Origin of the sequence: Candidatus Brocadia sapporoensis, from assembly GCF_001753675.2 — a bacterium.
Classification (GTDB): Bacteria; Planctomycetota; Brocadiia; order Brocadiales; family Brocadiaceae; genus Brocadia; species Brocadia sapporoensis.
The window spans coordinates 1-19,853 of sequence record NZ_MJUW02000038.1; the positions used below are offsets into that span (position 1 = coordinate 1).

The following is a 19,853-nucleotide window of genomic DNA, read 5'->3' on the forward strand; positions in this document are numbered from 1 at the left end:
GGTTATTAAAGTTTTCACACGTCTCCATTTTAACCAGTAAAATCGGGCATTTCAACCATCTTCACCTCTCTCAACAAAAAAATCACGCTTGGATAAGGGCTAGGTAAAATAGAATCGAATACAAGGGCGGAGCCGGTCGCTTGATACTGCTGTCCATTCTTAAACCATTGGTAGCGTAATTCTTGTGAACTGATTGCATCAATACTCAAGGTAACAGACTGACCAGGACTTGTTGTTTGACTTTGCGGGTCAGTGATAATTTTGGGCAAAAACGCGAACTCAGCGATCAGGCTACGATACCATCCCACCTGAATGAAATTAAAAGGACATCCAGTTCCGTAAAGGCCACCAGGAATGGTTTGACCTTGAATACTCGCTGAAACTGTATCGGCATAGAACTCAATCGGTCCCGAGTGGTAATCGTAGTATTTATGATACTCGACCTCGGGGACCCACCCCCAATCCACTTGCTGATTGATGTCAGTTCCTCCTTCCTCCCGCCACGAAAACATCTTTACCTGAGTGCCCCAAGTTGGCGTTGTAGGCAACCAGTAGCATATCGAGAAGTTCGCAAGCGGATTCCAAAAAACCCCATCATCGGCAAAGTAATTCTCCATCCGGCGGATTCTGTCAGCATAAGACCATGACGTAGGTTCTTCCATTGCAGCTTGCGAGAAGAGCCCATCCCCCCGTTTAACGTCTTCAGGAATGAATGGATCAAGAAGCGTGATTTGAACGATAACATAGGGATTGTTCTCGTTCGCCATCAGAGTTTTTGCCGCTTCGCGTGCGCACCAAGCGCCTGCACTGTGAGCTATGAAATGAACAAATCTCAAGTTGGGAGAAATTTGTGCCAATTGCACACCTAGATTTGATCCGTGCCCTTTTGCATTAATCGCAGCTTTAGTCGCGTTTTTTAATGGACCTTCCAGACCGGATGAATCCCAGTTAATTAATCCGGTTGAAGCATCTTTCTCCCAATGATAGGTAATTAGCTTCTTATCTGAATTCAGGAGTTTGAGCTTCAAAATATTGAAGAGATAGTACAGAGCGGGAGCGTTACAGTCATCCTCATACCTATTGTATTCTTCACTTGGTATGCTATCCATAGCAGTCCAGCCGTGAATAAGCACTACAATATTTCGGGCACTCTCATCAATTGGACGATTATCCAACTCATTCGTCAAAGAAGTTGGAAAAGTCAGTTGCGCCTGTGCAAAAACCGGTAACAAAACAAAAATGATTAAGAAGCTGATGGATATATTCTTTATGATCGTGTTCCATCTCGTCCAGCCAACGAAAAGGAACGTGATCCAATCTAGTCGAATAGCAGCCGAAGCCGCAAATCTGTGATGCAAAAAGCCTGACAATTTGTTCCCCATGACCTACTGTCTCCTTATTTATTTTGCAAGGCTCGTTAAGAGAAATTTTTCTTTTTCTTAAAACAAAAAAGCCTTACTGCAAAGATATTTTTGTAAAACATCTTCGGCAGTAAGGCTGTCTTTTTTTATCTATAGAGACGTATGACCATACATCTCTACCACAAGACCCTTTCCTTTGCGTCCCCTGATCACTCAGGGTTTGCCCTTGTCGAAGTGCCTTTATATTAAAATTAAAATTATTCGTCAAGGAAATAATATGTTATTGGCGTGGCGGCGACCTTTTAATAATTTCTCCTTATCGAGATCGCACAATTGTGGAGACACGGGAGATGGCTCAGGATATTCCCCAGAAAATCGCCGAATCCGGAATTGTCGCAATAGCAGTAAACCGCCGTCAAGCGTTCGAATTGAACGAGAGAAGGCAATGCGAAGAGATGAAGAAATGCCGGTGCGCAAGACGGCCATGATGGAGTAACGCTGGAAGAGAAAAGGCTTTCGTTTCCCTTTTTGCTTTGCGCCTTCTGATCTAGTCATAGCTTGCCTTTACCAGGATGTTTTATGACCACTTGTCCAGGCCTGTCATCCCGGACATTTTACGTCCAACATACTATGTCAGAGGAGTTTCATCCGTTATGCCCTTCTTAATTCAGCGCCAAGCGCCCTATTTAGGGCATTGATGATCGTTTGTTGTGCATTATCGACCTCTTCACCCTTTAGAGTCCGGTCTCTGGCTTGAAAACAGAGGTTAAAAGCGATGCTCTTCTTTCCGGCGGGGACCTGTTTGCCGCGATAAATATCGAGGAATTTTATCTCTTTTAAAAAGCCGACCTTGGTGTCTATGATGTATTTCTCGATAGACGACCAGGTTACTTCTTCATTTACAAGAATGGCAAGATCGCGGAATACGGCGGGGTACTGAGGTATGTCCTGATATCTTTTGATGAAATTTGACCTTTCCACCAGGAGATCAAGATCCATTTCCGCAAGGCAGGATGCCGTTTTTAATTCTAACTCCGGTCCGGCTTCTCCTATAAACCCAAGCAGATCATTCCCTATCTGAATCCTTGCTGCCCTTCCATCCCGGAACAATCTTGATTCACTAAAGGAAAGCCATTCGCAGGGCAATACGATGCCGAGATTTCTGAGTAATGACTCAATAACCCCTTTAAGGGTTAAAAAATCGGTGTCAGTCAACAGGGATAAACAGTTCTTTTCCTGTGGCAGTTTACTCCCTGCAAGATACACTTTCGCAATTTCGAAGATTTTTACTTGCTCTGTGCCATGATTCAGGTTATATCTCTTTACGTTGATTAAGCCGGGCAGGAGTGATACCCGCAAGCGGCTTTCTTCCTGTCTCAGCGGATTGACAATTTCTACATTCTCCCTGTCCGACCACAAATTTACCGTTTGTAAAGGAGAAGTATCGACAATACTAAAGGTTTTAACTTCATAAAAACCAAGGCCCATGAGAAATTGGAGGACATTTGCAGCGACGAACTCGTATGTGTTCTTTCTATTCCCCCGAACGCTAATGGAAGTCTTTACGGGTATCCTATCGTAGCCGTAAATCCTGGCAACTTCTTCGATCAGATCGATCTCGCGATAGACATCGCTTCGAAAACCCGGCACCTCAACCTCAATAAAATTATCGTCATCATGAAGAATCTTAAAGGAAAGATTTTTTAAGATATCAAGGGTAACGTCTCTTTTTATCTCCAACCCCAATATGGCATGGAGCCGTTTGAGACGCAGGGTAATCTTTTTTGCTTCGTGTCTTTCCGATTTGATATCAAAGGCGACGCTGGCAATTTCCCCTCCAGAGCAGTCTTTAATAAGTCTTGCTGCCCTTTGGGATGCGAAGTCTACGCTTTCATAATCTGTACCTCTTTCAAAACGATATGAGGAATCTGAAGCGATGCCTAACGATCTCGACGTACGCCGCACTTGCCCTGGTTCAAACTGGGCAGATTCCAGGAGGATGTTTCTGGTAGTTTCAGAAACCTCCGTCTCCTTACCGCCCATAATACCGGCGATAGCAACCGGCTTTTTACCGTCAGCAATAACCAGCATATCAGGGAAAAGAGCTCTTCTGGCGCCATTCAGGGCAACAATCTCTTCACCAATTCTCGCTTTCCTGACCAGGATCTTTTGTTCTGCAATCTTATCCAAATCAAATGCGTGAAGCGGTTGCCCGGTCTCCATCATTACATAATTGGTGATATCTACGATATTGTTTACCGGCCGGAGACCAATGCACCGCAGTCTCTTCTGCATCCATTCAGGTGAAGGCTTAACCGTTAGGTGGTAAATTACCCTGGCAGTATAACGGGGACAGAAGATTGGATCCTCAACGCTAACAGCGACTGCTTGCGATATCCCGTTATCCGTGGTTATAAAGTTTGTTTCCGGGAAACGCACACTTTCCCCAACAATTGCAGCCACCTCGCGTGCAATACCAATAACGCCAAGACAATCGGGGCGATTGGAGGTAACTTCTATGTCGAGGCAGAAATCATCTTCCACAGGCTTCACATCAGCAACTACTAGTCCAGCACCGGTCAACTGGTCAGCCAGTTCCTGCGGAGTTAAGAGAAAAGAGACATATTCCTTGAGCCAGTTGTAACTAATTTTCATACCATTTAGAATTGCAATAAAAAGCGCAGGTCATTTTCATAAAAGAGGCGAATGTCCCCGATACCGTACTTCAGCATTGTAATCCGTTCAACACCCATTCCAAAGGCAAAACCTGTATATTTTTCTCCATCGTAATGCACTGCCTTAAATACATTCGGATCAATCATTCCGGCCCCCAAAATTTCGACCCATCCGCTATACGAACATACGCTACACCCTTTACCTTCGCAGAGGGAACAGGAAATATCGACTTCAGCGCTTGGTTCCGTGAAAGGGAAAAATGATGGCCGAAAGCGCATCTGGATATTTTGGCCAAAATAGGCCTTGATAAATTGGTATAATACTCCTTTGAGATCAGCAAAGCTAACCCCTTCGTCCACCAGCAGGCCCTCCACCTGATGAAACATAAAGGAGTGCCTCGCATCAACGGTATCAGGCCGATATACCCTGCCAGGTGCAATGATACGAATAGGTGGCTTTTGATTTTCCATAATACGAATCTGAACGGTAGATGTCTGACTTCTTAAAAGCACATCATCTTTGATATAAAATGTATCAAAGTCGGTTCGCGAGGGATGATCTGCAGGGATGTTTAATGCTTCGAAGTTATAATATTCCAATTCTACTTCCGGACCGTAAGCCACATCAAAGCCCAGACATGCAAATACCTCTTTAACATCGTCGATTGTTTGCGTAAGAGGATGTTTTTTTCCCACAAACTGAGGCTTGCCCGGTAAACTAATATCAAACAATTCGGCTTTGCTTGTTGAAACCGATTGTGCAGATAACCGCTTTATAAGCGCATCTATACTATCGGCAATTTCATTTTTGAGAGAATTTACCTGCCGTCCAAAATCAACACGCTTTTCGATTGGCAGCGTTGGAATACGCTTCATAAGATCATTAACGATGCCCTTCCTTCCCAAGTATTTTACTCTCAGTTGTTCTGCATTTTTCTGGGCATCAATGGAACGGATTTCGTCTTGCAAGTTCCTTTTTATCTCTTCAAATTTTTCTACCATGTAAATGAATTTCTCACAAGCATAAAAAAATGCAGGCACGTTCCATCCCGCTCTGTTTTCAGGGGGGAACGTGCCTTCCATTTCAGAAATACACCATCACATAAGCCTGATAGGCACTGCTTAGACACAAGATTTTACATCGCCGCTTTCACTTGCTCAACTAATTGGTCGAATGCGGGTTTATCATTGACCGCCATCTCAGCAAGCATCTTTCTATTGAGATCTACTTTGGTTCTGATTAATCCCTGCATAAAACGACTATATGATATTCCTCGTTCTCTGGCCGCTGCGCTGATTCGGGAAATCCAGAGTTCTCTGAATTTCCTCTTACGGGCTTTCCGGTCTCTAAACGAAAAAACCATGGCACGAATGTAAGTTTCCATGGCCTTGCGGTACAGATTACCTCTGCCACCCCAATAACCTTCTGTCTTGTTTAACAATCTTTTTCTCGATCTTTTTCTTGCACACCCTTTTGTTGCTCTTGGCATGTTACAACTCTTTCATCAAAAAAATTAAAATTTACTTTAAGACCCCCTCAATGCCCTCGTCATGATTTTATTGAAGGCAGGCGCAACCCCTGCTTTTTTTCTCAGATGTTCACGCCGTCTTCCTGACTTTCCAGACATCAAATGGCTTTTTCCAGCCTTTGGCCTTTTGACCTTTCCTTTTGCACTTATTTTTATTCGCTTTTTAAGCCCCTTGTGGGTTTTCAACTTTGGCATTGATAATATCTCTCCTTCCAAAAAACAACTCCGATACAATTCATCCGGAGTTATAACAAAACTATGTCAATCATCATTGAGATTTTTTTACTTAGGCGATAAAATAATTCCCATTCTCCGTTCATCAGATATTCTGTCTTTTTCTACCTTGGCAACATCCTCAAGCGCATCTGCAATTTGTTTCAAGATGCTTTCACCTAATTCTGTGTGGGCACGTTCTCTTCCCTTGAACATTACGCTGATAAGAACACGGTCTCTGTTTTCTAGAAATTTTCTTGCCTGACGGATTTTTGTTTGTATGTCATGCTCACCCGTTTTCGGCCGCAGCCTTAATTCTTTTAACTGTACCACATGTTGCTTCTGATGCAACTTTTTCTTTTGCCTATATTTAAACTTACCATAATTCATAATCCGGCATACCGGAGGATTAGCATCAGGGGCTACCTCTACAAGGTCAAGCTCTGCCGTTCTTGCCTTTGCAATAGCCTCTTCTTTGCTAATCACTCCAACCTGAACACCATTCTCATCTATCAACCGTACCATTGAGGACCGGATACGTTCATTAATCCTTAATTCTTGTGAAATGTATATTCTCCTTTTAAAAAGTTATTATTACCTTTTTGCTTTGATTTCAGATTCCATGTTCCGGATAAACTCTTCTACAGGAATTGTCCCTTCATTTCCTTTTTTTCGACTCCTGACCGCAACGGTATCGCTTCCCATTTCCTTATCACCGACAATCAGTAAATAAGGAATTTTCTCCATTGTACCTTCCCGTATCTTATAATTGATTTTAGCGTTACTTGTATCACATTCTACCCTAAAATTCTTCGCAAGCAACTGGGCCTTTAATTTATTTGCATAATCCATGTGTGCATCAGTAATCGGTAATATCCGCATCTGAACAGGCGCAATCCATAAAGGAAAATCGCCTGCATAGTGTTCTATCAAACATCCGACAAAACGTTCCATAGCTCCTAACACGGTACGATGCACCATTACCACACGATGATGAAATCCATCCGAGCCAACATAATTGACATCAAATCTCTCGGGCAGGTTAAAGTCTACCTGAATAGTTGGTCCCTGCCAACCTCGTCCTATAGCATCTTTGACCTTAATATCAATTGCCGGACCATAAAACTTTGCCTCGCCCTCCATCCGGATATATTTTAATCCTTTTTTTTCAAGGGCGATTTTTAAGGCATCCTCGGCGTGTTCCCAAACTTCATCCCGGCCTATATATTTTTCCTTTTCTCCTTTTCCCCGAACGCTTAATTCTATCTCATATTCATGAAATCCAAAACTTGACAGCATGAATTGAGCCAGATCAATTACCCCCATGATTTCGCTTTCCAACTGGTCTGGTGTGCAAAAAATATGCGCATCGTCCTGTGTAAATCCCCGCACACGCAACAGGCCGTGTAAAACTCCCGATCTTTCGTACCGATACACGGTTCCCAATTCCCCCCATCGTAAAGGCAAATCTCGGTAGCTGTGCAGTTTTGTCTTATACATAAGCACAGCAAATGGGCAGTTCATGGGTCTTAAAATATATTCATGCCCATCTACCTCAATGGGTGAGTACATGCTTTCACGATAAAAATTCCAATGACCGCTGGTTTTCCATAAATTGATTTTTGCAATATGAGGGCTATAAAGAATCTCGTAACCTCTCTTGAAATGCTCTTCTCTCCAAAAATTTTCAATAATATTCCGTATTCTTGCGCCTTTGGGATGCCAAAAAGTTAATCCCGCGCCCCCTTCTTCATGAAAACTGAAAAGATCCAAATCCTTTCCTATTTTTCGATGATCACGTTTCTCTGCCTCTTCAAGAAACTTTAGATAATTGGCAAGTTCTGTTTGCGTAAAAAACGCCGTCCCGTAAATACGCTGCAACATGGGATTCGTTTCCTTCCCACGCCAGTAAGCGCCAGCCACACTCAGAAGTTTAAATGTTCTTGCCTTGCCCGTTCTCTGAATATGCGGACCGCGGCATAGATCTATAAAATCTCCTTGTGTATAAAAAGACACCTTCTCGTCTTCAATATCTTTAATAAGCTCTACCTTAAAAGGCTGGCCGGCAGCTTCCATCTTTTCTATGGCTATATTACGAGATAATTCCATCCTTGTAATGCAAATATCCTCACGAACGATTTTTGTCATTTCTTCTTCAATCTTGCTGAGATCCTCTTCCGACAAACTATGCTGGAGACTGAAGTCGTAATAAAATCCATTTTCAATCGTAGGACCAATGCCAAGTTTCACGCCAGGGAAAAGCCGACTGACTGCCTGTGCCATAATATGCGCTGTGCTATGACGGAGTATCTCCAGCCCTTCTTCGGTATCTTCCGTGATTACCGACAGGGAGATATCTTCTTTAATAGGGTAACTAAGGTCTACAAGCACACCACCAGCTTTTCCTGCTACCGCCCTTTCTCCTAAACGGTTACCAATATTACTGGCGACCTCACCAATAGTTATATTTTCTTTATATTCCTTTTTTGTCCCGTCAGGTAACGTAATCTTAACCATAACAATCTTTTTCGATTCTTCGTTATAATTTCTGCAATATTTGCTTTAAAATTATCTCTCTTTTCTGCTAACAAACCGTGTTCTTAAATTTCTTTCGTGCAACAACAATATCTCTATTGTTCTAGTTTTCATTCAGGAGTCAACATTTTGAAAAAAATCTTGAAGTGCTTAACCTATTTATGGTGGGCGATACTGGGCTCGAACCAGTGACCTCTTGCTTGTCGAGCAAGCGCTCTAGCCAACTGAGCTAATCGCCCTAAGTATTTAAACGATGGAATGACACTTAACCTTCCCCCGAAATCTTTAGTAATATCATACTTAGGCCGAAATATGCTATCAGATAGACATTTCATTGTCAAGCAAAAATGACTTCCTGATAGTAATACAATTTATAAAAATGTATTTAAAAACATAGGATGCTTTGCTATGATTATGCTAAACAAGGAATAACGTCCTAAAAATATTTTTTAATATGGAAATTCGACATTTTGGTATGCAATCATCATTGAGGAAGCTAGGATTTTGAGAAAATTACTGCGTACCGACTTATTTCATAATTGCATATCTCCTCATATCATTTACCTTCTAATAAAGAGGATGGCGTAAGTTTCTATGTCTACCATAATAGAAAAAATCAAAGATTTGAAAACAAAAAGGAATGCTGTAATCCTTGCGCATAACTATCAACGGGGGGATGTGCAGGATATTGCAGACTTTGCAGGCGACTCTTTAGGACTTTCTCAGCAAGCTGCTAACACAAAAGCAGATATTATCGTATTCTGCGGCGTGCACTTTATGGCGGAGACGGCTTCAATCCTTTGTCCCAACAAAATGATTCTTTTACCTGATGAGAACGCGGGATGCCCCATGGCCAATATGATAACTCTAAAAGAACTTAAGATAAAGAAAAGTGAGCACCCTAACGCGAAAGTAGTTTGTTACGTAAACAGCACGGCTGCTATAAAGGCAGAGAGCGATATATGCTGCACGTCTTCCAATGCAATGAAAATTGTCTCATCAATCCCCAAAGAACAGGAGATTCTTTTTGTGCCAGACAAGAGTCTTGGGGGCTATGTATCATCCAAGCTAAACCGCCCTATGATACTTTGGGAAGGATTCTGCCCCACTCATCACAGGATATTGGCAGACCATATTATTAAATTAAAGGCAGAACATCCGAACGCAAAGATCGTTGTCCACCCCGAATGCACGCCGGACGTAATTGCACTGGCAGACCATGTAGCCAGCACAACGGGTATTGCTAAATATTGCAGAGAAACGGACGCCGGGGAATTTATCATTGGCACAGAGACGGGTATTCTTCACCGTTTAAAGAAAGAGAATCCGCAAAAGGTATTTTATGCTATTACATACTTAGCCGATTGTTCTAACATGAAACTTATAAATTTAGAAAAGGTATTGTGGTCATTGGAAGACCTCGTTTACCAGATAAAGGTACCTGATGATATTGCAGCAAAGGCACGGATAGCCATACAAAAAATGCTTGATTTATCGCAATAATTCACGATAAAGACGCGAAGAAAGACTTTATGAGCACAGAGGAAAAACTTAGAAAATTGAGAAATGCTATAAAAAAGTTAGAAAGCGTTGTCGTTGCATTCTCAGGCGGTGTGGATAGCTCTCTTGTGACAAAGGTTTGTTATGATGTCCTTGGAAACGAGGCACTTGCAGTAACTGCACGGTCAGAGACTTACCCGGAATATGAATACGAAGAGGCGAAAAAGATTGCCAAGGGAATTGGTATTTCTCATATAACGATCGATACCCGTGAGCTTGGTATTGAAGGATTTGCTCAAAATCCTCCCAATCGGTGCTATTTCTGCAAATCGGAATTATTTGGCAAACTTAAAATACTTGCTAAAGAAAGAGGCTACAGGCATGTTGCAGATGGTTCAAATCTGGATGATGTAGGTGAATATAGGCCCGGTCTGGATGCCGCAAAGGAACTTGAAGTTCGTAGCCCTTTAAAAGAAAGTGGACTAAGAAAGGCCGATGTTCGCGAGCTATCAAAACACCTTATGCTTTCCAACTGGAATAAACCTTCTTATGCATGTATGTCTTCAAGATTTCCTTACGGAAATTTAATAACTGAGGAGAAATTGGCGATCGTTGCCGCGGCAGAAAATTATCTAAGGAGTATAGGGTTGCGTCAATTCCGCGTCAGGCATCATGATACCATTGCACGGATTGAGGTAATGCCAGAGGATATCCCGGAGCTTCTACAAAATGATAAACGTGAGGAACTTATCAGGAAATTTAAGGAAATTGGTTATAAATACGTTACAATCGATATGGAAGGCTACCGGAGTGGTAGTATGAATGAGGTGCTTTCCACGGTATAATAACAAAAGGGTAATATTATTTCTAATATTACCCTTTTTAAAAAAAAATTAGACTACAATTGAACTATTGCATTATTACCGTATCAGTGCCAGCCGAACTTTGTAAAGCATGCGAATTGTTTGAATCGTTTTGCCATATGTTATCGAAACCGTAACCTGCTGTGATTGTACCATAGTAACCGCATGTTGCTGTGCCTTTCCATTCTACATGACCATCGATAAAGAGCACATTCTGTCCTTTATTCTTATGATTGACTGAAAGTCCTGTCGCCGTTACAGTTCCTAGTTTATCTGCAACGATTACGACACTCGGGTCATCATTTCCTGAATGGTTATCATCATAGCCATAGCTACACGAGGCTGTCGTAAAAGTAGTAGGATCTGTTGTTAAAGTTAAAACATTCGTTTCTGCAACACTGACATCACTTGGGCACTTGAATACCTTCCTATCGGAAATGTACTGATCAAAAAGTTTTCCCAGTGATTGCAATTCTGTCACAGCTGTTGTACTTGTACTAGCAGTTGTACTTGAAGCACCGCCTGTAGGAAACGCCTCACTATTATCATTGGCGTACATATTAAGTGCCAAACCGATCTGCTTCAGGTTCGAGGCGCACTGTGTCCTGCGTGCCGACTCACGCGCCTTTCCTAACACGGGCAAAAGGATACCCGCTAAAATACCAATAATAGCGACGACAACCAGCAATTCTATTAGCGTAAAACCTGCATTACTCCTTTTCTTCATCATGATTAACCCTCCATTTTCATATTGTTAATTTATTTTTTCATGTCTTTTTCACGCTATCAAATACTACAATTTTTTTTGATTACCTCCTTTTGTATACATACAAATTTAGCAATTTTTAATACTCCTGGAATTTATAAAAAAGTATTTTAGGTGAGATCTATAGTGAGCACATTTTGGGCAAATAATTGATTTTAAGGCAAGACAACATAATTTTAAATATCCTAGCACTGTGAGGTACCATTTTAATAACTTTTAATTTTCATTTATCGGAAGAACTCATAAATAGTTTAGTAAAAATATTTTTAATTCTTCGCCGTCACAACCAAAACAATTTCTAAGCGCAAGCAATATTTATACTTACATTCTATGCAAAACAAGATTATTTGTAACAATTTATTTTTTCGAAAATTTCCAACAAGAAACCGGGTATAACTTGCAGTAGAGGCAGGTTTGAAACCTGCCCCTACAAAGCAACATTATTCATACAAAGGGTTTTTAAAATATTGTTTTGATTTATGTGCATCTATTTTATCCTTCAATTTCCCAATGCTGACGAAATAGATCTATAATGATAAGTACTTGCCATAATAATAAAAAAACTGTAAGATAAAAATTATGAAAGAAGCAATGTTTTTTGAAAAACTTGGAGATAACAAGGTAAAATGCCATCTTTGTCGCCATCGTTGCATTATTAATGAAGGCAAAAAAGGTATTTGTCGGGTCAGAGAAAATCGTGGCGGCACACTCTACTCGCTTGTTTATAGAAAACTTATTTCTGAAAATATAGACCCTATTGAGAAAAAACCACTTTTTCACTTTTATCCTGGAAGTACCGCATTTTCCGTAGCAACCGCTGGATGCAATTTCAGATGCCTAAACTGCCAAAACTATGAGATATCCCAATTGTCGAAAAACCACGACCAGATTGTCGGCAAAGACATCGCACCTGAGAAGATTGTTGAAGAAGCCCTCAATTATCATTGTAAAAGTATAGCATATACTTATACAGAACCCACAATTTTTTTTGAGTACGCATACGAGATTGCGAAAATAGCGTCACAAAAATCTATTAACAATGTATTTGTAACAAATGGATACATAACCCGTGAAGCTTTGGCAACCATAAAACCGTATCTGCATGCAGCGAACATAGATTTAAAAAGCTTCTCCAGCGAAACGTATAAAAAAATCTGCGGCGCACGCTTAGAAGAGGTGATCGACTGTATCCGTTCCTACAAAGAAATGGGGATCTGGACTGAGATTACCACCTTGATTATTCCCGAAATTAACGATTCTGCATCAGAATTAAAAAAGATTGCGGAATTTATCAAAAGCGTTGGACCTGAAATTCCCTGGCATGTAAGCCGCTTTTACCCACAGTATCGGCTTATGGAGAAACCACCAACCTCGGTGGATACTCTGAGAATGGCGCGCAATATAGGCCTTGAGGCGGGTCTCCGCTATGTTTATGAAGGTAACGTTCCAGGCGAAGGCGGTGAAAATACTTATTGCTATAAGTGCAAAAAAGTACTTATCAAAAGATATGGATATCAGATTATAGAAAATAACATTATCAGTACAAAATGTCCATCCTGTAACACTATCATTGACGGTGTAGGTATGTCAGTATAAAAATAGATTAGGAGACCCTATGATTACATTAAAAAAAATACTATGCCCTATAGACCACTCCGAATGTTCGTATCTGGCTTTAAAGCATGCTATTTCTCTGGCATTAAAAGATGAAGCAAAATTATATTTGATGCATGTAATTGATATTCGCTTATACGATACTGAGATTTATAAATTTAGCCCTTATAACATCACCGAGATTAATTTAGACAAAATCAGAGAAGATCTAATAAAAAGCCTGCCGGAAGGAACATCTGATGTTTTGGAGGTTGAAACAATCGTAGTAAAAGGTATACCCTTTCAAGAAATAATTAACGCTGCGACTGCAATTGACGCTGATCTTATTGTGATCGGCACGCACGGGAGAACCGGACTTTCTCATGCCGTTATGGGCAGTGTGGCAGAAAAAGTGGTGCGAAAAGCTCCGTGTCCGGTGCTTACCGTCAGAATACCTCATTCTGTTTCTCGTAAAGACTGATAATCCCTGTATTGATGTTTTCAAAAAATAAGCCATTACAGCGTAACGGATACGCCGTAATGGCTTTCTTGCTCAAAGGGGTTTTGGGAAGAATTTACCTGTGATTACATTTACCGTACTGAATATCTTCCCATATGCCTGTCATGTAATTCACCAATTTTTGACTTATTCCAGTTAGACACCCTGCTGTAATATCCCACTATTCGCGTAACTCCGTAAAGACGCGTTGTAATTCCTGTTTCTAAGGCATGAACAACTGATTCTACATCCTGACGAATCACCGAATCGATATCTATGGCAAATGCACATTCCAATTTATGGTTAATAATTTTTATACAATCTTCTTTTGGGGTATTTCCTGTGATTTCTCCATCTATCTCTAAAAATTCATGACTTTCTATCACCGAATCAAAAGCATTGAGCTTCTCTTCTATTAATATTTGTATATCTTCCTTGCAAACGCTACCCCGCACCACAGGACTCTCCAGTATTGCTGTTGTCATTCTTCAATATCTCCTTAATTGTTATTCGTTTTTTCGTTCCTTAGTATGCAATTTTTTATAAACACGCACCATATCTTGTACAATCAGGCCATACAAACAACGCCATTCTCTTTTCATTCTAATTATTTTTTGACTACCCTCCTTTTTTAAAAAAATTATCAAAATAATCTGCACTGCCATATGTTGTATATTACATGTTTGCGTATTTATATCAAAATAATTTATATTGTCAAGAAAAAACACAATACTTTGTATACAATTTTAATGCTAATACAATATGTTGATTCATAACCATTCTATTAACTGCCACTTACGACTTTAACAAACATCTGTAACGGATCAATCCGTAGTATAGGCAAGATGTTAATAAGTATCTAAATTTTTCATTGAAAGAAATTCGTATACTTTGTAGAATCCAACTTTGTGATTAAAGCTGCTATATTCGATATCGACGGAACCATAATCAGAAATATCTCATCCGAGAGGGTTTTCTTTCGATACCTTCTGGAAAAAGGGTTTATTACCTTCCACGACCTATTGCGATTTGCAAATGTATTTTTTCGTAACATTTTTATTTTCAAAGGGTTATATGTTAGAAAAAATAAATATTATTTAAAAGATAAGGAATATGAAAAGATTGTTTCAAGCATTAGCGAGTGTTTCGAAGAACGGATTTCCCCTTATATTTCGTTAGCTGCTTTAGATGAGATAAAAATGTTGAAGGATGCAGGGTATATGATTGTATTGTTATCAGGGACGTTAAGTCCTTTTGTAGAATGTTTTAAAAAATATTGTAATGCCGACGTGGGTATCGGGACGAATCTTGCTATTGATGACAAGGGTATAATCACCGGGGAAATTAATGGTATACATTCTTATAGCGGTGGGAAAGCAAAGATTGTGAACCGACTCGTTACAGAATACAAAATTGATCTTTCATCTTCTTATGCCTATGCCAACCAATATGTGGATGTAAAATTTATGCGGATGGTTGGATATCCGATAGCGGTAAACGCAAGTCCTTTACTCAGATTATATGCAAAGATTAATCGTTGGAAGATCGTAGAATTTTAAGAGGAATCTTATGAATATATATGAAATTATAAAGAAAAGACGGAGTGTTCGCTCTTACAAATCAGAACCAGTTGAAGAAGAAAAGCTCAGACGAATATTGGAAGCGACTTTGTCCGCACCCAGCGCAGCGAATAGGCAGCCCGTCTATTTTGTAGTAATCAAGAATGAAAAGATAAGACATCAATTGAAAAATGCATATAGTGCCCCATGGCTTTGTACAGCGCCAATAATCATCTGTGCCTGTAGTCTATCAGAAAAAGGATGGAAGAGAGGCGATGGGAAAAACTATGCAGACATAGATGTCACGATTGCAATGGACCATCTCATCCTTGCCGCGACATCAGAGGGATTGGCTACCTGTTGGGTTGCAGCTTTTAAAGTATCTGAAGTAAAATCTATCTTAAATCTCCCGCCAGGGATTGAACCCATAGCGTTAACCCCACTAGGGTACCCATTGGATATTCCTAAACCGACACATCGCAAACCTCTGGAGGAAGTAATACAAATAATTCAATGAGCGGCAGACTCAACGAGCCGCCCTCGTAATTCTTCAGCGTTTTTCATAATCCCTTCCTGACGTTCCGCTTTAGACACCTTCTGCAACGGCTCTAATTGATAGGAAAAACAATGTTCGTCCTTTAGCTTTGCAGGAATTATCAACTCAGAAAAAAAATCCAGTGGTAAAATTTGATAGAAAGGCGGTTTTATCTTTTCGTAAACAATTTTTCTTTCACAAATGAGCCTCCCCTCAGCATCTATCTTTTCTATAGTGATCTTTCGAACGCCATAATAGGTGAAAGTAGTCGTTACTGGTGTTTCGCCAATCAGTTCATCGTCTAAATAAACCATCGCTCCGGATGGTTGGGAATCAATGGTAAGAGATCGCAAAACACAGCCGCAGGCCATCGCACAACAGAGAAGACACAACGAAATAAAAACCGTTTTATAAAATCCTTTAACCACTGTTATCCTTTATCGGAGAATATTGCTGAAAGATCAATAATATCTGCCTGAAATGCCTCAAGGTCAAGTATTGCAACGGTATTTTTCCCGCTTAACCATCCGCCACACTCACCTGGATTGATGTACATGGGTATTCCAGGTTTAATTTCTGGTATATGCGTATGGGCATAAATAATAATATCCGTATTGATCTCAGATCTTTTCGAAAGACTCTCAAGCATATGAGTTATCATAATGTGTTTTCCATCCAAAATTAGCTCATAAGGAGATTCGTGCAGATTTTTACAGACTCTAAATAATCCCATCCGATCGCCATCATTGTTCCCAAACACTCCTAAAAACTTTGCACTCACCTTCATTAATTCCTTCAGGGAAAAAGGAGCAACATAATCACCGGCATGAATAACATACTTCAAATCTTGGGTATTAAAATAGGAGACGGCCATTTTAATAGCATGGATATTGTCGTGAGTATCCGCAAGAATTCCAATCTTCATAGAATGATCTTTTCGATTCGTACAAATCTACCACAAAAACGTGAAGATACGATATTATCTCGTTACTTGTCAAGATTTTTATGTTTCGTTTACCCCGCTAATACTGCAGAAGTTCTTGATAATGCTATATAATAAATTATGTTGGGGAGTAATAAACTTTTATAGGAAAATTAATAAACGAGATCAAAATTTGGCGGAGGGTGGTGGGGTTGAATGTGGGGAAAATGTCGTTTTTCAAACGGAAGTTGACGAAAAAATATTTTTAAAAAAAATTATTTTCAAAAATATTTTCATGTCCTGCTGACATGTTTTCCGAACGCCTTACCTAATACAAATGATACCTTTTTATTCATTCCAGGTCAATTAATTTATTCTTATCCAGGCAGTGCGTTTTAAAATCGTATTTGATAATTACGACCCTTCGGCTTTCTTCTTTTCCAAAGGGATTTCTACATCCCTCGTTTCATAAAAGGCATCGATGTTCTGCTTAATCGCCAGGGCATTCTTCTTATTCTTTCCCTTTAAGATCGCCTGCAATTTGTCGTGGTAAAGCTGTTCTTCCTGGGTGTAAGGCCAATATTTGCGCCTTTCCTGCCCTTCATATTGAATAATTCCCCCCTGTTTTTCGGGGCTGATCTGCCCTTTTATTATTTCTACCATATTTATGCCGTGTCTGGCATATATCGTGATGATTTTTAGAAGTTCTTTCGGATTAATCTCTTCCGGTACGGGGATACCCCATTTAGCAATACTCTTTCCGATCTTTTCCCAGTAAGCCTTGTCTGCCTCTTTCGTGGCGGCGTGTGCTTCCTGCTCTTTGGCGATGAATCTTCTTAAGGTTTCAAAACTATCACGCCCCAATATCTCGTCTACCGTTGTATTACACACCTCAGCAACCCGCTTCAATACTGGCTCTGGAGGCAGAGTCTCGCCGTACTCGTAACGCTGATAAGTGGCAATTGGAACCCCAATTTTCTCAGCAAATTTCTTCTGAGATAAATTTTTTCTCAATTCCTTAAGTTTGCTTCCTACATCGAGATGGGTGTATTTTTTCTTCATAGCATCAAAAAAACGATGTAATAATTATTGACAACATCAAAATATGATGTACAATATGAAACCATGATAACGACAAGACAAAAAATAAAGATTGAATTAATCAAAAAGAACACATCAGGGTTTGAAATTGCCCGGAAAATGGGCGTATCCAGGTCCGCCATATATTTGACCATATATGGCAAAAGAAAATCCCCTCGCCTTCGCAAGGCCATTGCAGATGCGATAGATATGAAGGTCGAAGACCTCTGGCCTACCAATGGTAACGGGAGCCGGAAAGTCCACCCCTTGCCCCCGCCAGCGGGGGACAATTCAGCAGAAAGGAGATGAATATGGATGCAGCACAAGCAGTTCAAGACGTTCCGTCTGTAAAAACGGTAAAGATTTTTCCAGTCGTAACACATTTTTTAGGTGCTCCTGTGAGGTTTTTCCCTATGACTTTTGAGATAGAGATGAGGACTCATTATGAGACCTCATCCCGGGATAAAAATCAAGCGATGTGGTCGTCATCCTATCAGGAGATTAGGTGTCGTTACGACACCCAATCTTTCAATAAAATCCCTATCGAGACATGGGCTATACCATTCCCTGATTACTGCAAATCGATCAATTATTCTGAAGAAGCAATTAAAAGAATTATTAAAAGAAATAATGATACATTCAAAACCTTTTACCGCGTTGAACCCATCCCCGATGCCCTTGGCCGTATCCGGGAAACAATCATCATGGCCCAGGAGATGGTGGACGGCATTACTTTTAAGCTGCATACATCCAGGATTAAGGATCCACAGACGCGGGAACGCGTTATTGAGTTTCAAAAATGGGTAATGATCATGCTGGGCATGATCCGGCGTGGCCAGCTTAGGCCGATTCGTGTGCCGAAGGATGCTAGTATACCACATCAAGTCTATGACTTTCTTGCCCTGAAAGAATATAGGGGACGTGGAAAATTCCAGAAACAAGCTTGCGAAGCGCTTGGCTGGAGCCAGGCGAAGTTTTATAAAATGGTTGATCTTGCAAGAAAATCCTGCGATATGCTTCCTGAACTGAACAAAAAGACCGGGCAGCCCCGCAAGCCCCGTTTGGATAAGGGAAAGACGAAATATCCTGGCGAAAAAGAACGGGCGGTTTCCTTTTTCTTTGCTAACCGGGAGAAATTCGGGAAGCACGGCAACAGGTTTAAAGAGCTTCCACAGAAGTCTATTAAAGAACTTTTGAAGCTCCAGGCAGATGTGACCACAATTAATCGCTGGATACGGTCTCATAAGTTATCTATGAATTAACGAAAGGGGGTGAATGGGTTCAGGTTACAAACCTGAACCCGCATAGGGCAATTTTCAAACGCGGGTCGATTTTACCAGAAACTATAGCCGTTTCAATAGATTTTTGCAGTTTGCAGGATGAATCAGGCGGGAATACATGACAAAACATGTGGTGAATAGATTGGGAACGATTGCACGCCGGGTGGCCATGAGAAAAGAGCCGCATCCCCTGAAAAAATGGATGCGGCTCCATAGGATATCATCCATCGCGCTTGGCAAGATGTCGGGCATCTCTGCCAGCGCCATCCGGAACTTTATCAGATATAAGGATCCATCAAAACGGACGTGCATCAAGCTGTCGATTGCCACCGGCATACCGCCCGAAGTGCTCATGTTCCCTGAACTGAACAGGGATTACAACGTCTCCCTGGCCACAAGGCCAGCAATAGGGACGGGACAACCCCCTTTTCGTTCGGCTGAGCGTTCGACTGAGCTCACGCCGAAGGCTCACGACGAAGTCTAAGGGGGATTTTTAAAAACCGCAATACTGTTCCTTACGGAAATAAACTTTAGCACAAAAAGGAGGGCTCTTGATTACAGAAACAATGGAAAAGATTATGGTAATCCCGCCTCACTGGAATGTATTACTCATAACGGATAGGCGGGTAACGGTGGATATTGAAGGGCATACGCAGACAACGGTGCCTTTGGAACAGTTTGCCGACGGGGCGCTCAGGCAGATGAAGGCGATTTTGCTGGGGAAAATACACGCACTGGTGATGGAGCGGGCGGATATTTGTGACGATATTGCCGAAATAAATGGGGTGCTGGATAGCAGAACAAATGGGAGGTGTGGTTCAGGTTGCAAACCTGAACCCGCACGGGATGCTTGCAGGAATAACACACCCCCTACCCCCTCTCAAGAGGCTTATCTTTACCCACATTTTCTACTGGACAAATGCTGGCGGAGATAATGAATGAG

Annotated in this window: 23 protein-coding genes, 1 tRNA gene and 1 riboswitch; of the genes, 10 read left to right on the forward strand and 14 right to left on the reverse strand. The window is 40.9% G+C overall.

The genetic code is table 11. The annotated features are described in order from the left end of the window. Positions 1-29: 29 nt before the first annotated feature. From BIY37_RS03285 to BIY37_RS03320, 9 genes are all read right to left on the reverse strand, one after another. Positions 30-1,382 (reverse strand): immunoglobulin domain-containing protein, encoded by a 1,353-nt coding sequence (locus tag BIY37_RS03285; protein WP_070066415.1) that lies wholly within the window; start codon positions 1,380-1,382, stop codon positions 30-32. A 102-nt stretch (positions 1,383-1,484) separates the two neighbouring features. Further along, positions 1,485-1,596, reverse strand: a riboswitch (cyclic di-GMP riboswitch). A gap of 29 nt (positions 1,597-1,625) precedes the next feature. Further along, entirely contained in the window at positions 1,626-1,916 is a 291-nt protein-coding gene (locus tag BIY37_RS13080; RefSeq protein ID WP_143299147.1) for a hypothetical protein, read from the reverse strand. Between the two features lie 96 nt (positions 1,917-2,012). Next, a complete protein-coding gene (gene pheT / locus BIY37_RS03290; RefSeq protein ID WP_070066416.1) occupies positions 2,013-4,016 on the reverse strand; it encodes a phenylalanine--tRNA ligase subunit beta in 2,004 nt (667 codons plus the stop codon). A gap of 5 nt (positions 4,017-4,021) precedes the next feature. Beyond that, positions 4,022-5,038 carry a phenylalanine--tRNA ligase subunit alpha gene (gene pheS / locus BIY37_RS03295; protein ID WP_070066438.1) on the reverse strand — a complete coding sequence of 339 codons (1,017 nt, stop codon included), beginning with the start codon at positions 5,036-5,038 and terminating at the stop codon, positions 4,022-4,024. A gap of 134 nt (positions 5,039-5,172) precedes the next feature. Continuing rightward, positions 5,173-5,526 (reverse strand): 50S ribosomal protein L20, encoded by a 354-nt coding sequence (rplT, locus tag BIY37_RS03300; RefSeq protein ID WP_070066417.1) that lies wholly within the window; start codon positions 5,524-5,526, stop codon positions 5,173-5,175. Positions 5,527-5,562: 36 nt separating this feature from the next. Further along, on the reverse strand, positions 5,563-5,760 hold the full coding sequence (gene rpmI / locus BIY37_RS03305) for a 50S ribosomal protein L35 (protein WP_070066418.1): 198 nt from the start codon (positions 5,758-5,760) through the stop codon (positions 5,563-5,565). 87 nt (positions 5,761-5,847) lie between these two features. Beyond that, positions 5,848-6,351 carry a translation initiation factor IF-3 gene (gene infC / locus BIY37_RS03310; protein ID WP_070066419.1) on the reverse strand — a complete coding sequence of 168 codons (504 nt, stop codon included), beginning with the start codon at positions 6,349-6,351 and terminating at the stop codon, positions 5,848-5,850. Positions 6,352-6,372: 21 nt separating this feature from the next. Further along, the gene (thrS, locus tag BIY37_RS03315; protein WP_070066420.1) at positions 6,373-8,295 is read right to left on the reverse strand and encodes a threonine--tRNA ligase; all 1,923 of its coding nucleotides are present in this window, start codon (positions 8,293-8,295) and stop codon (positions 6,373-6,375) included. Positions 8,296-8,475: 180 nt separating this feature from the next. Continuing rightward, positions 8,476-8,552 (reverse strand) — tRNA-Val (locus BIY37_RS03320). A 355-nt stretch (positions 8,553-8,907) separates the two neighbouring features. Here BIY37_RS03320 and nadA point away from each other — a divergent pair. Both nadA and larE read left to right on the forward strand, forming a co-directional pair. After that, the gene (nadA, locus tag BIY37_RS03325) at positions 8,908-9,816 is read left to right on the forward strand and encodes a quinolinate synthase NadA (protein ID WP_070066421.1); all 909 of its coding nucleotides are present in this window, start codon (positions 8,908-8,910) and stop codon (positions 9,814-9,816) included. A 29-nt stretch (positions 9,817-9,845) separates the two neighbouring features. Then, positions 9,846-10,658 (forward strand): ATP-dependent sacrificial sulfur transferase LarE, encoded by an 813-nt coding sequence (larE, locus tag BIY37_RS03330; protein WP_070066422.1) that lies wholly within the window; start codon positions 9,846-9,848, stop codon positions 10,656-10,658. 64 nt (positions 10,659-10,722) lie between these two features. Here larE and BIY37_RS13785 read toward each other — a convergent pair whose 3' ends face one another. Beyond that, positions 10,723-11,406, reverse strand: coding sequence for a type II secretion system protein (locus BIY37_RS13785; RefSeq protein WP_070066423.1), 684 nt, complete (start codon positions 11,404-11,406; stop codon positions 10,723-10,725). A gap of 615 nt (positions 11,407-12,021) precedes the next feature. On the opposite strand from BIY37_RS13785, the gene amrS reads away from it, so the two are divergent. Both amrS and BIY37_RS03345 read left to right on the forward strand, forming a co-directional pair. Beyond that, the gene (gene amrS, locus BIY37_RS03340) at positions 12,022-13,038 is read left to right on the forward strand and encodes an AmmeMemoRadiSam system radical SAM enzyme (protein ID WP_070066424.1); all 1,017 of its coding nucleotides are present in this window, start codon (positions 12,022-12,024) and stop codon (positions 13,036-13,038) included. A 19-nt stretch (positions 13,039-13,057) separates the two neighbouring features. After that, positions 13,058-13,516 (forward strand): universal stress protein, encoded by a 459-nt coding sequence (locus BIY37_RS03345; RefSeq protein WP_070066425.1) that lies wholly within the window; start codon positions 13,058-13,060, stop codon positions 13,514-13,516. Positions 13,517-13,626: 110 nt separating this feature from the next. On the opposite strand, the gene BIY37_RS03350 is transcribed toward BIY37_RS03345, so the two are convergent. Then, positions 13,627-14,019: a hypothetical protein gene (locus BIY37_RS03350; RefSeq protein WP_070066426.1), complete on the reverse strand. Its 393-nt coding sequence runs from the start codon at positions 14,017-14,019 to the stop codon at positions 13,627-13,629. 423 nt (positions 14,020-14,442) lie between these two features. On the opposite strand from BIY37_RS03350, the gene BIY37_RS03360 reads away from it, so the two are divergent. Both BIY37_RS03360 and BIY37_RS03365 read left to right on the forward strand, forming a co-directional pair. Continuing rightward, entirely contained in the window at positions 14,443-15,093 is a 651-nt protein-coding gene (locus BIY37_RS03360; RefSeq protein ID WP_070066428.1) for an HAD family hydrolase, read from the forward strand. A 10-nt stretch (positions 15,094-15,103) separates the two neighbouring features. After that, a complete protein-coding gene (locus BIY37_RS03365) occupies positions 15,104-15,610 on the forward strand; it encodes a nitroreductase family protein (protein ID WP_070066429.1) in 507 nt (168 codons plus the stop codon). Here BIY37_RS03365 and BIY37_RS03370 read toward each other — a convergent pair. From BIY37_RS03370 to BIY37_RS03385, 3 genes are all read right to left on the reverse strand, one after another. After that, entirely contained in the window at positions 15,604-16,056 is a 453-nt protein-coding gene (locus BIY37_RS03370) for a PEGA domain-containing protein (protein WP_070066430.1), read from the reverse strand. The two genes, BIY37_RS03365 and BIY37_RS03370, sit on opposite strands and share 7 nt — an antisense overlap. Positions 16,057-16,058: 2 nt before the next feature. Further along, positions 16,059-16,553, reverse strand: coding sequence for a metallophosphoesterase (locus BIY37_RS03375; protein WP_070066431.1), 495 nt, complete (start codon positions 16,551-16,553; stop codon positions 16,059-16,061). 411 nt (positions 16,554-16,964) lie between these two features. Further along, positions 16,965-17,612, reverse strand: coding sequence for a helix-turn-helix domain-containing protein (locus BIY37_RS03385; RefSeq protein WP_070066433.1), 648 nt, complete (start codon positions 17,610-17,612; stop codon positions 16,965-16,967). A gap of 27 nt (positions 17,613-17,639) precedes the next feature. Here BIY37_RS03385 and BIY37_RS03390 point away from each other — a divergent pair, with 27 nt between their 5' ends. The 4 genes from BIY37_RS03390 to BIY37_RS03405 all read left to right on the forward strand — a co-directional run bounded on the left by BIY37_RS03390 (position 17,640) and on the right by BIY37_RS03405 (position 19,845). Continuing rightward, positions 17,640-17,939 carry a helix-turn-helix domain-containing protein gene (locus BIY37_RS03390; protein ID WP_070066434.1) on the forward strand — a complete coding sequence of 100 codons (300 nt, stop codon included), beginning with the start codon at positions 17,640-17,642 and terminating at the stop codon, positions 17,937-17,939. Positions 17,940-17,941: 2 nt separating this feature from the next. After that, positions 17,942-18,892 (forward strand): hypothetical protein, encoded by a 951-nt coding sequence (locus BIY37_RS03395; RefSeq protein ID WP_070066435.1) that lies wholly within the window; start codon positions 17,942-17,944, stop codon positions 18,890-18,892. A gap of 136 nt (positions 18,893-19,028) precedes the next feature. Further along, positions 19,029-19,394, forward strand: a complete 366-nt coding sequence (locus BIY37_RS03400) for a helix-turn-helix domain-containing protein (RefSeq protein WP_070066436.1) — start codon at positions 19,029-19,031, stop codon at positions 19,392-19,394. A 67-nt stretch (positions 19,395-19,461) separates the two neighbouring features. Beyond that, positions 19,462-19,845, forward strand: a complete 384-nt coding sequence (locus tag BIY37_RS03405) for a hypothetical protein (RefSeq protein WP_143299148.1) — start codon at positions 19,462-19,464, stop codon at positions 19,843-19,845. The last annotated feature ends 8 nt before the right edge of the window (positions 19,846-19,853 follow it).

Bases quoted from the DNA above. Each gene is read 5' to 3' on its own strand.
- thrS (WP_070066420.1), bottom strand. From the start codon at position 8,295: ATGGTTAAGATTACGTTACCTGACGGGACAAAAAAGGAATATAAAGAA.
- BIY37_RS03375 (WP_070066431.1), bottom strand. From the start codon at position 16,553: ATGAAGATTGGAATTCTTGCGGATACTCACGACAATATCCATGCTATT.
- amrS (WP_070066424.1), top strand. From the start codon at position 12,022: ATGAAAGAAGCAATGTTTTTTGAAAAACTTGGAGATAACAAGGTAAAA.
- larE (WP_070066422.1), top strand. From the start codon at position 9,846: ATGAGCACAGAGGAAAAACTTAGAAAATTGAGAAATGCTATAAAAAAG.
- BIY37_RS03400 (WP_070066436.1), top strand. From the start codon at position 19,029: ATGACAAAACATGTGGTGAATAGATTGGGAACGATTGCACGCCGGGTG.
- BIY37_RS03385 (WP_070066433.1), bottom strand. From the start codon at position 17,612: ATGAAGAAAAAATACACCCATCTCGATGTAGGAAGCAAACTTAAGGAA.
- BIY37_RS03365 (WP_070066429.1), top strand. From the start codon at position 15,104: ATGAATATATATGAAATTATAAAGAAAAGACGGAGTGTTCGCTCTTAC.
- rpmI (WP_070066418.1), bottom strand. From the start codon at position 5,760: ATGCCAAAGTTGAAAACCCACAAGGGGCTTAAAAAGCGAATAAAAATA.
- BIY37_RS03285 (WP_070066415.1), bottom strand. From the start codon at position 1,382: ATGGGGAACAAATTGTCAGGCTTTTTGCATCACAGATTTGCGGCTTCG.
- BIY37_RS13785 (WP_070066423.1), bottom strand. From the start codon at position 11,406: ATGATGAAGAAAAGGAGTAATGCAGGTTTTACGCTAATAGAATTGCTG.
- BIY37_RS13080 (WP_143299147.1), bottom strand. From the start codon at position 1,916: ATGACTAGATCAGAAGGCGCAAAGCAAAAAGGGAAACGAAAGCCTTTT.
- BIY37_RS03395 (WP_070066435.1), top strand. From the start codon at position 17,942: ATGGATGCAGCACAAGCAGTTCAAGACGTTCCGTCTGTAAAAACGGTA.
- pheS (WP_070066438.1), bottom strand. From the start codon at position 5,038: ATGGTAGAAAAATTTGAAGAGATAAAAAGGAACTTGCAAGACGAAATC.
- BIY37_RS03350 (WP_070066426.1), bottom strand. From the start codon at position 14,019: ATGACAACAGCAATACTGGAGAGTCCTGTGGTGCGGGGTAGCGTTTGC.
- BIY37_RS03345 (WP_070066425.1), top strand. From the start codon at position 13,058: ATGATTACATTAAAAAAAATACTATGCCCTATAGACCACTCCGAATGT.
- rplT (WP_070066417.1), bottom strand. From the start codon at position 5,526: ATGCCAAGAGCAACAAAAGGGTGTGCAAGAAAAAGATCGAGAAAAAGA.
- pheT (WP_070066416.1), bottom strand. From the start codon at position 4,016: ATGAAAATTAGTTACAACTGGCTCAAGGAATATGTCTCTTTTCTCTTA.
- nadA (WP_070066421.1), top strand. From the start codon at position 8,908: ATGTCTACCATAATAGAAAAAATCAAAGATTTGAAAACAAAAAGGAAT.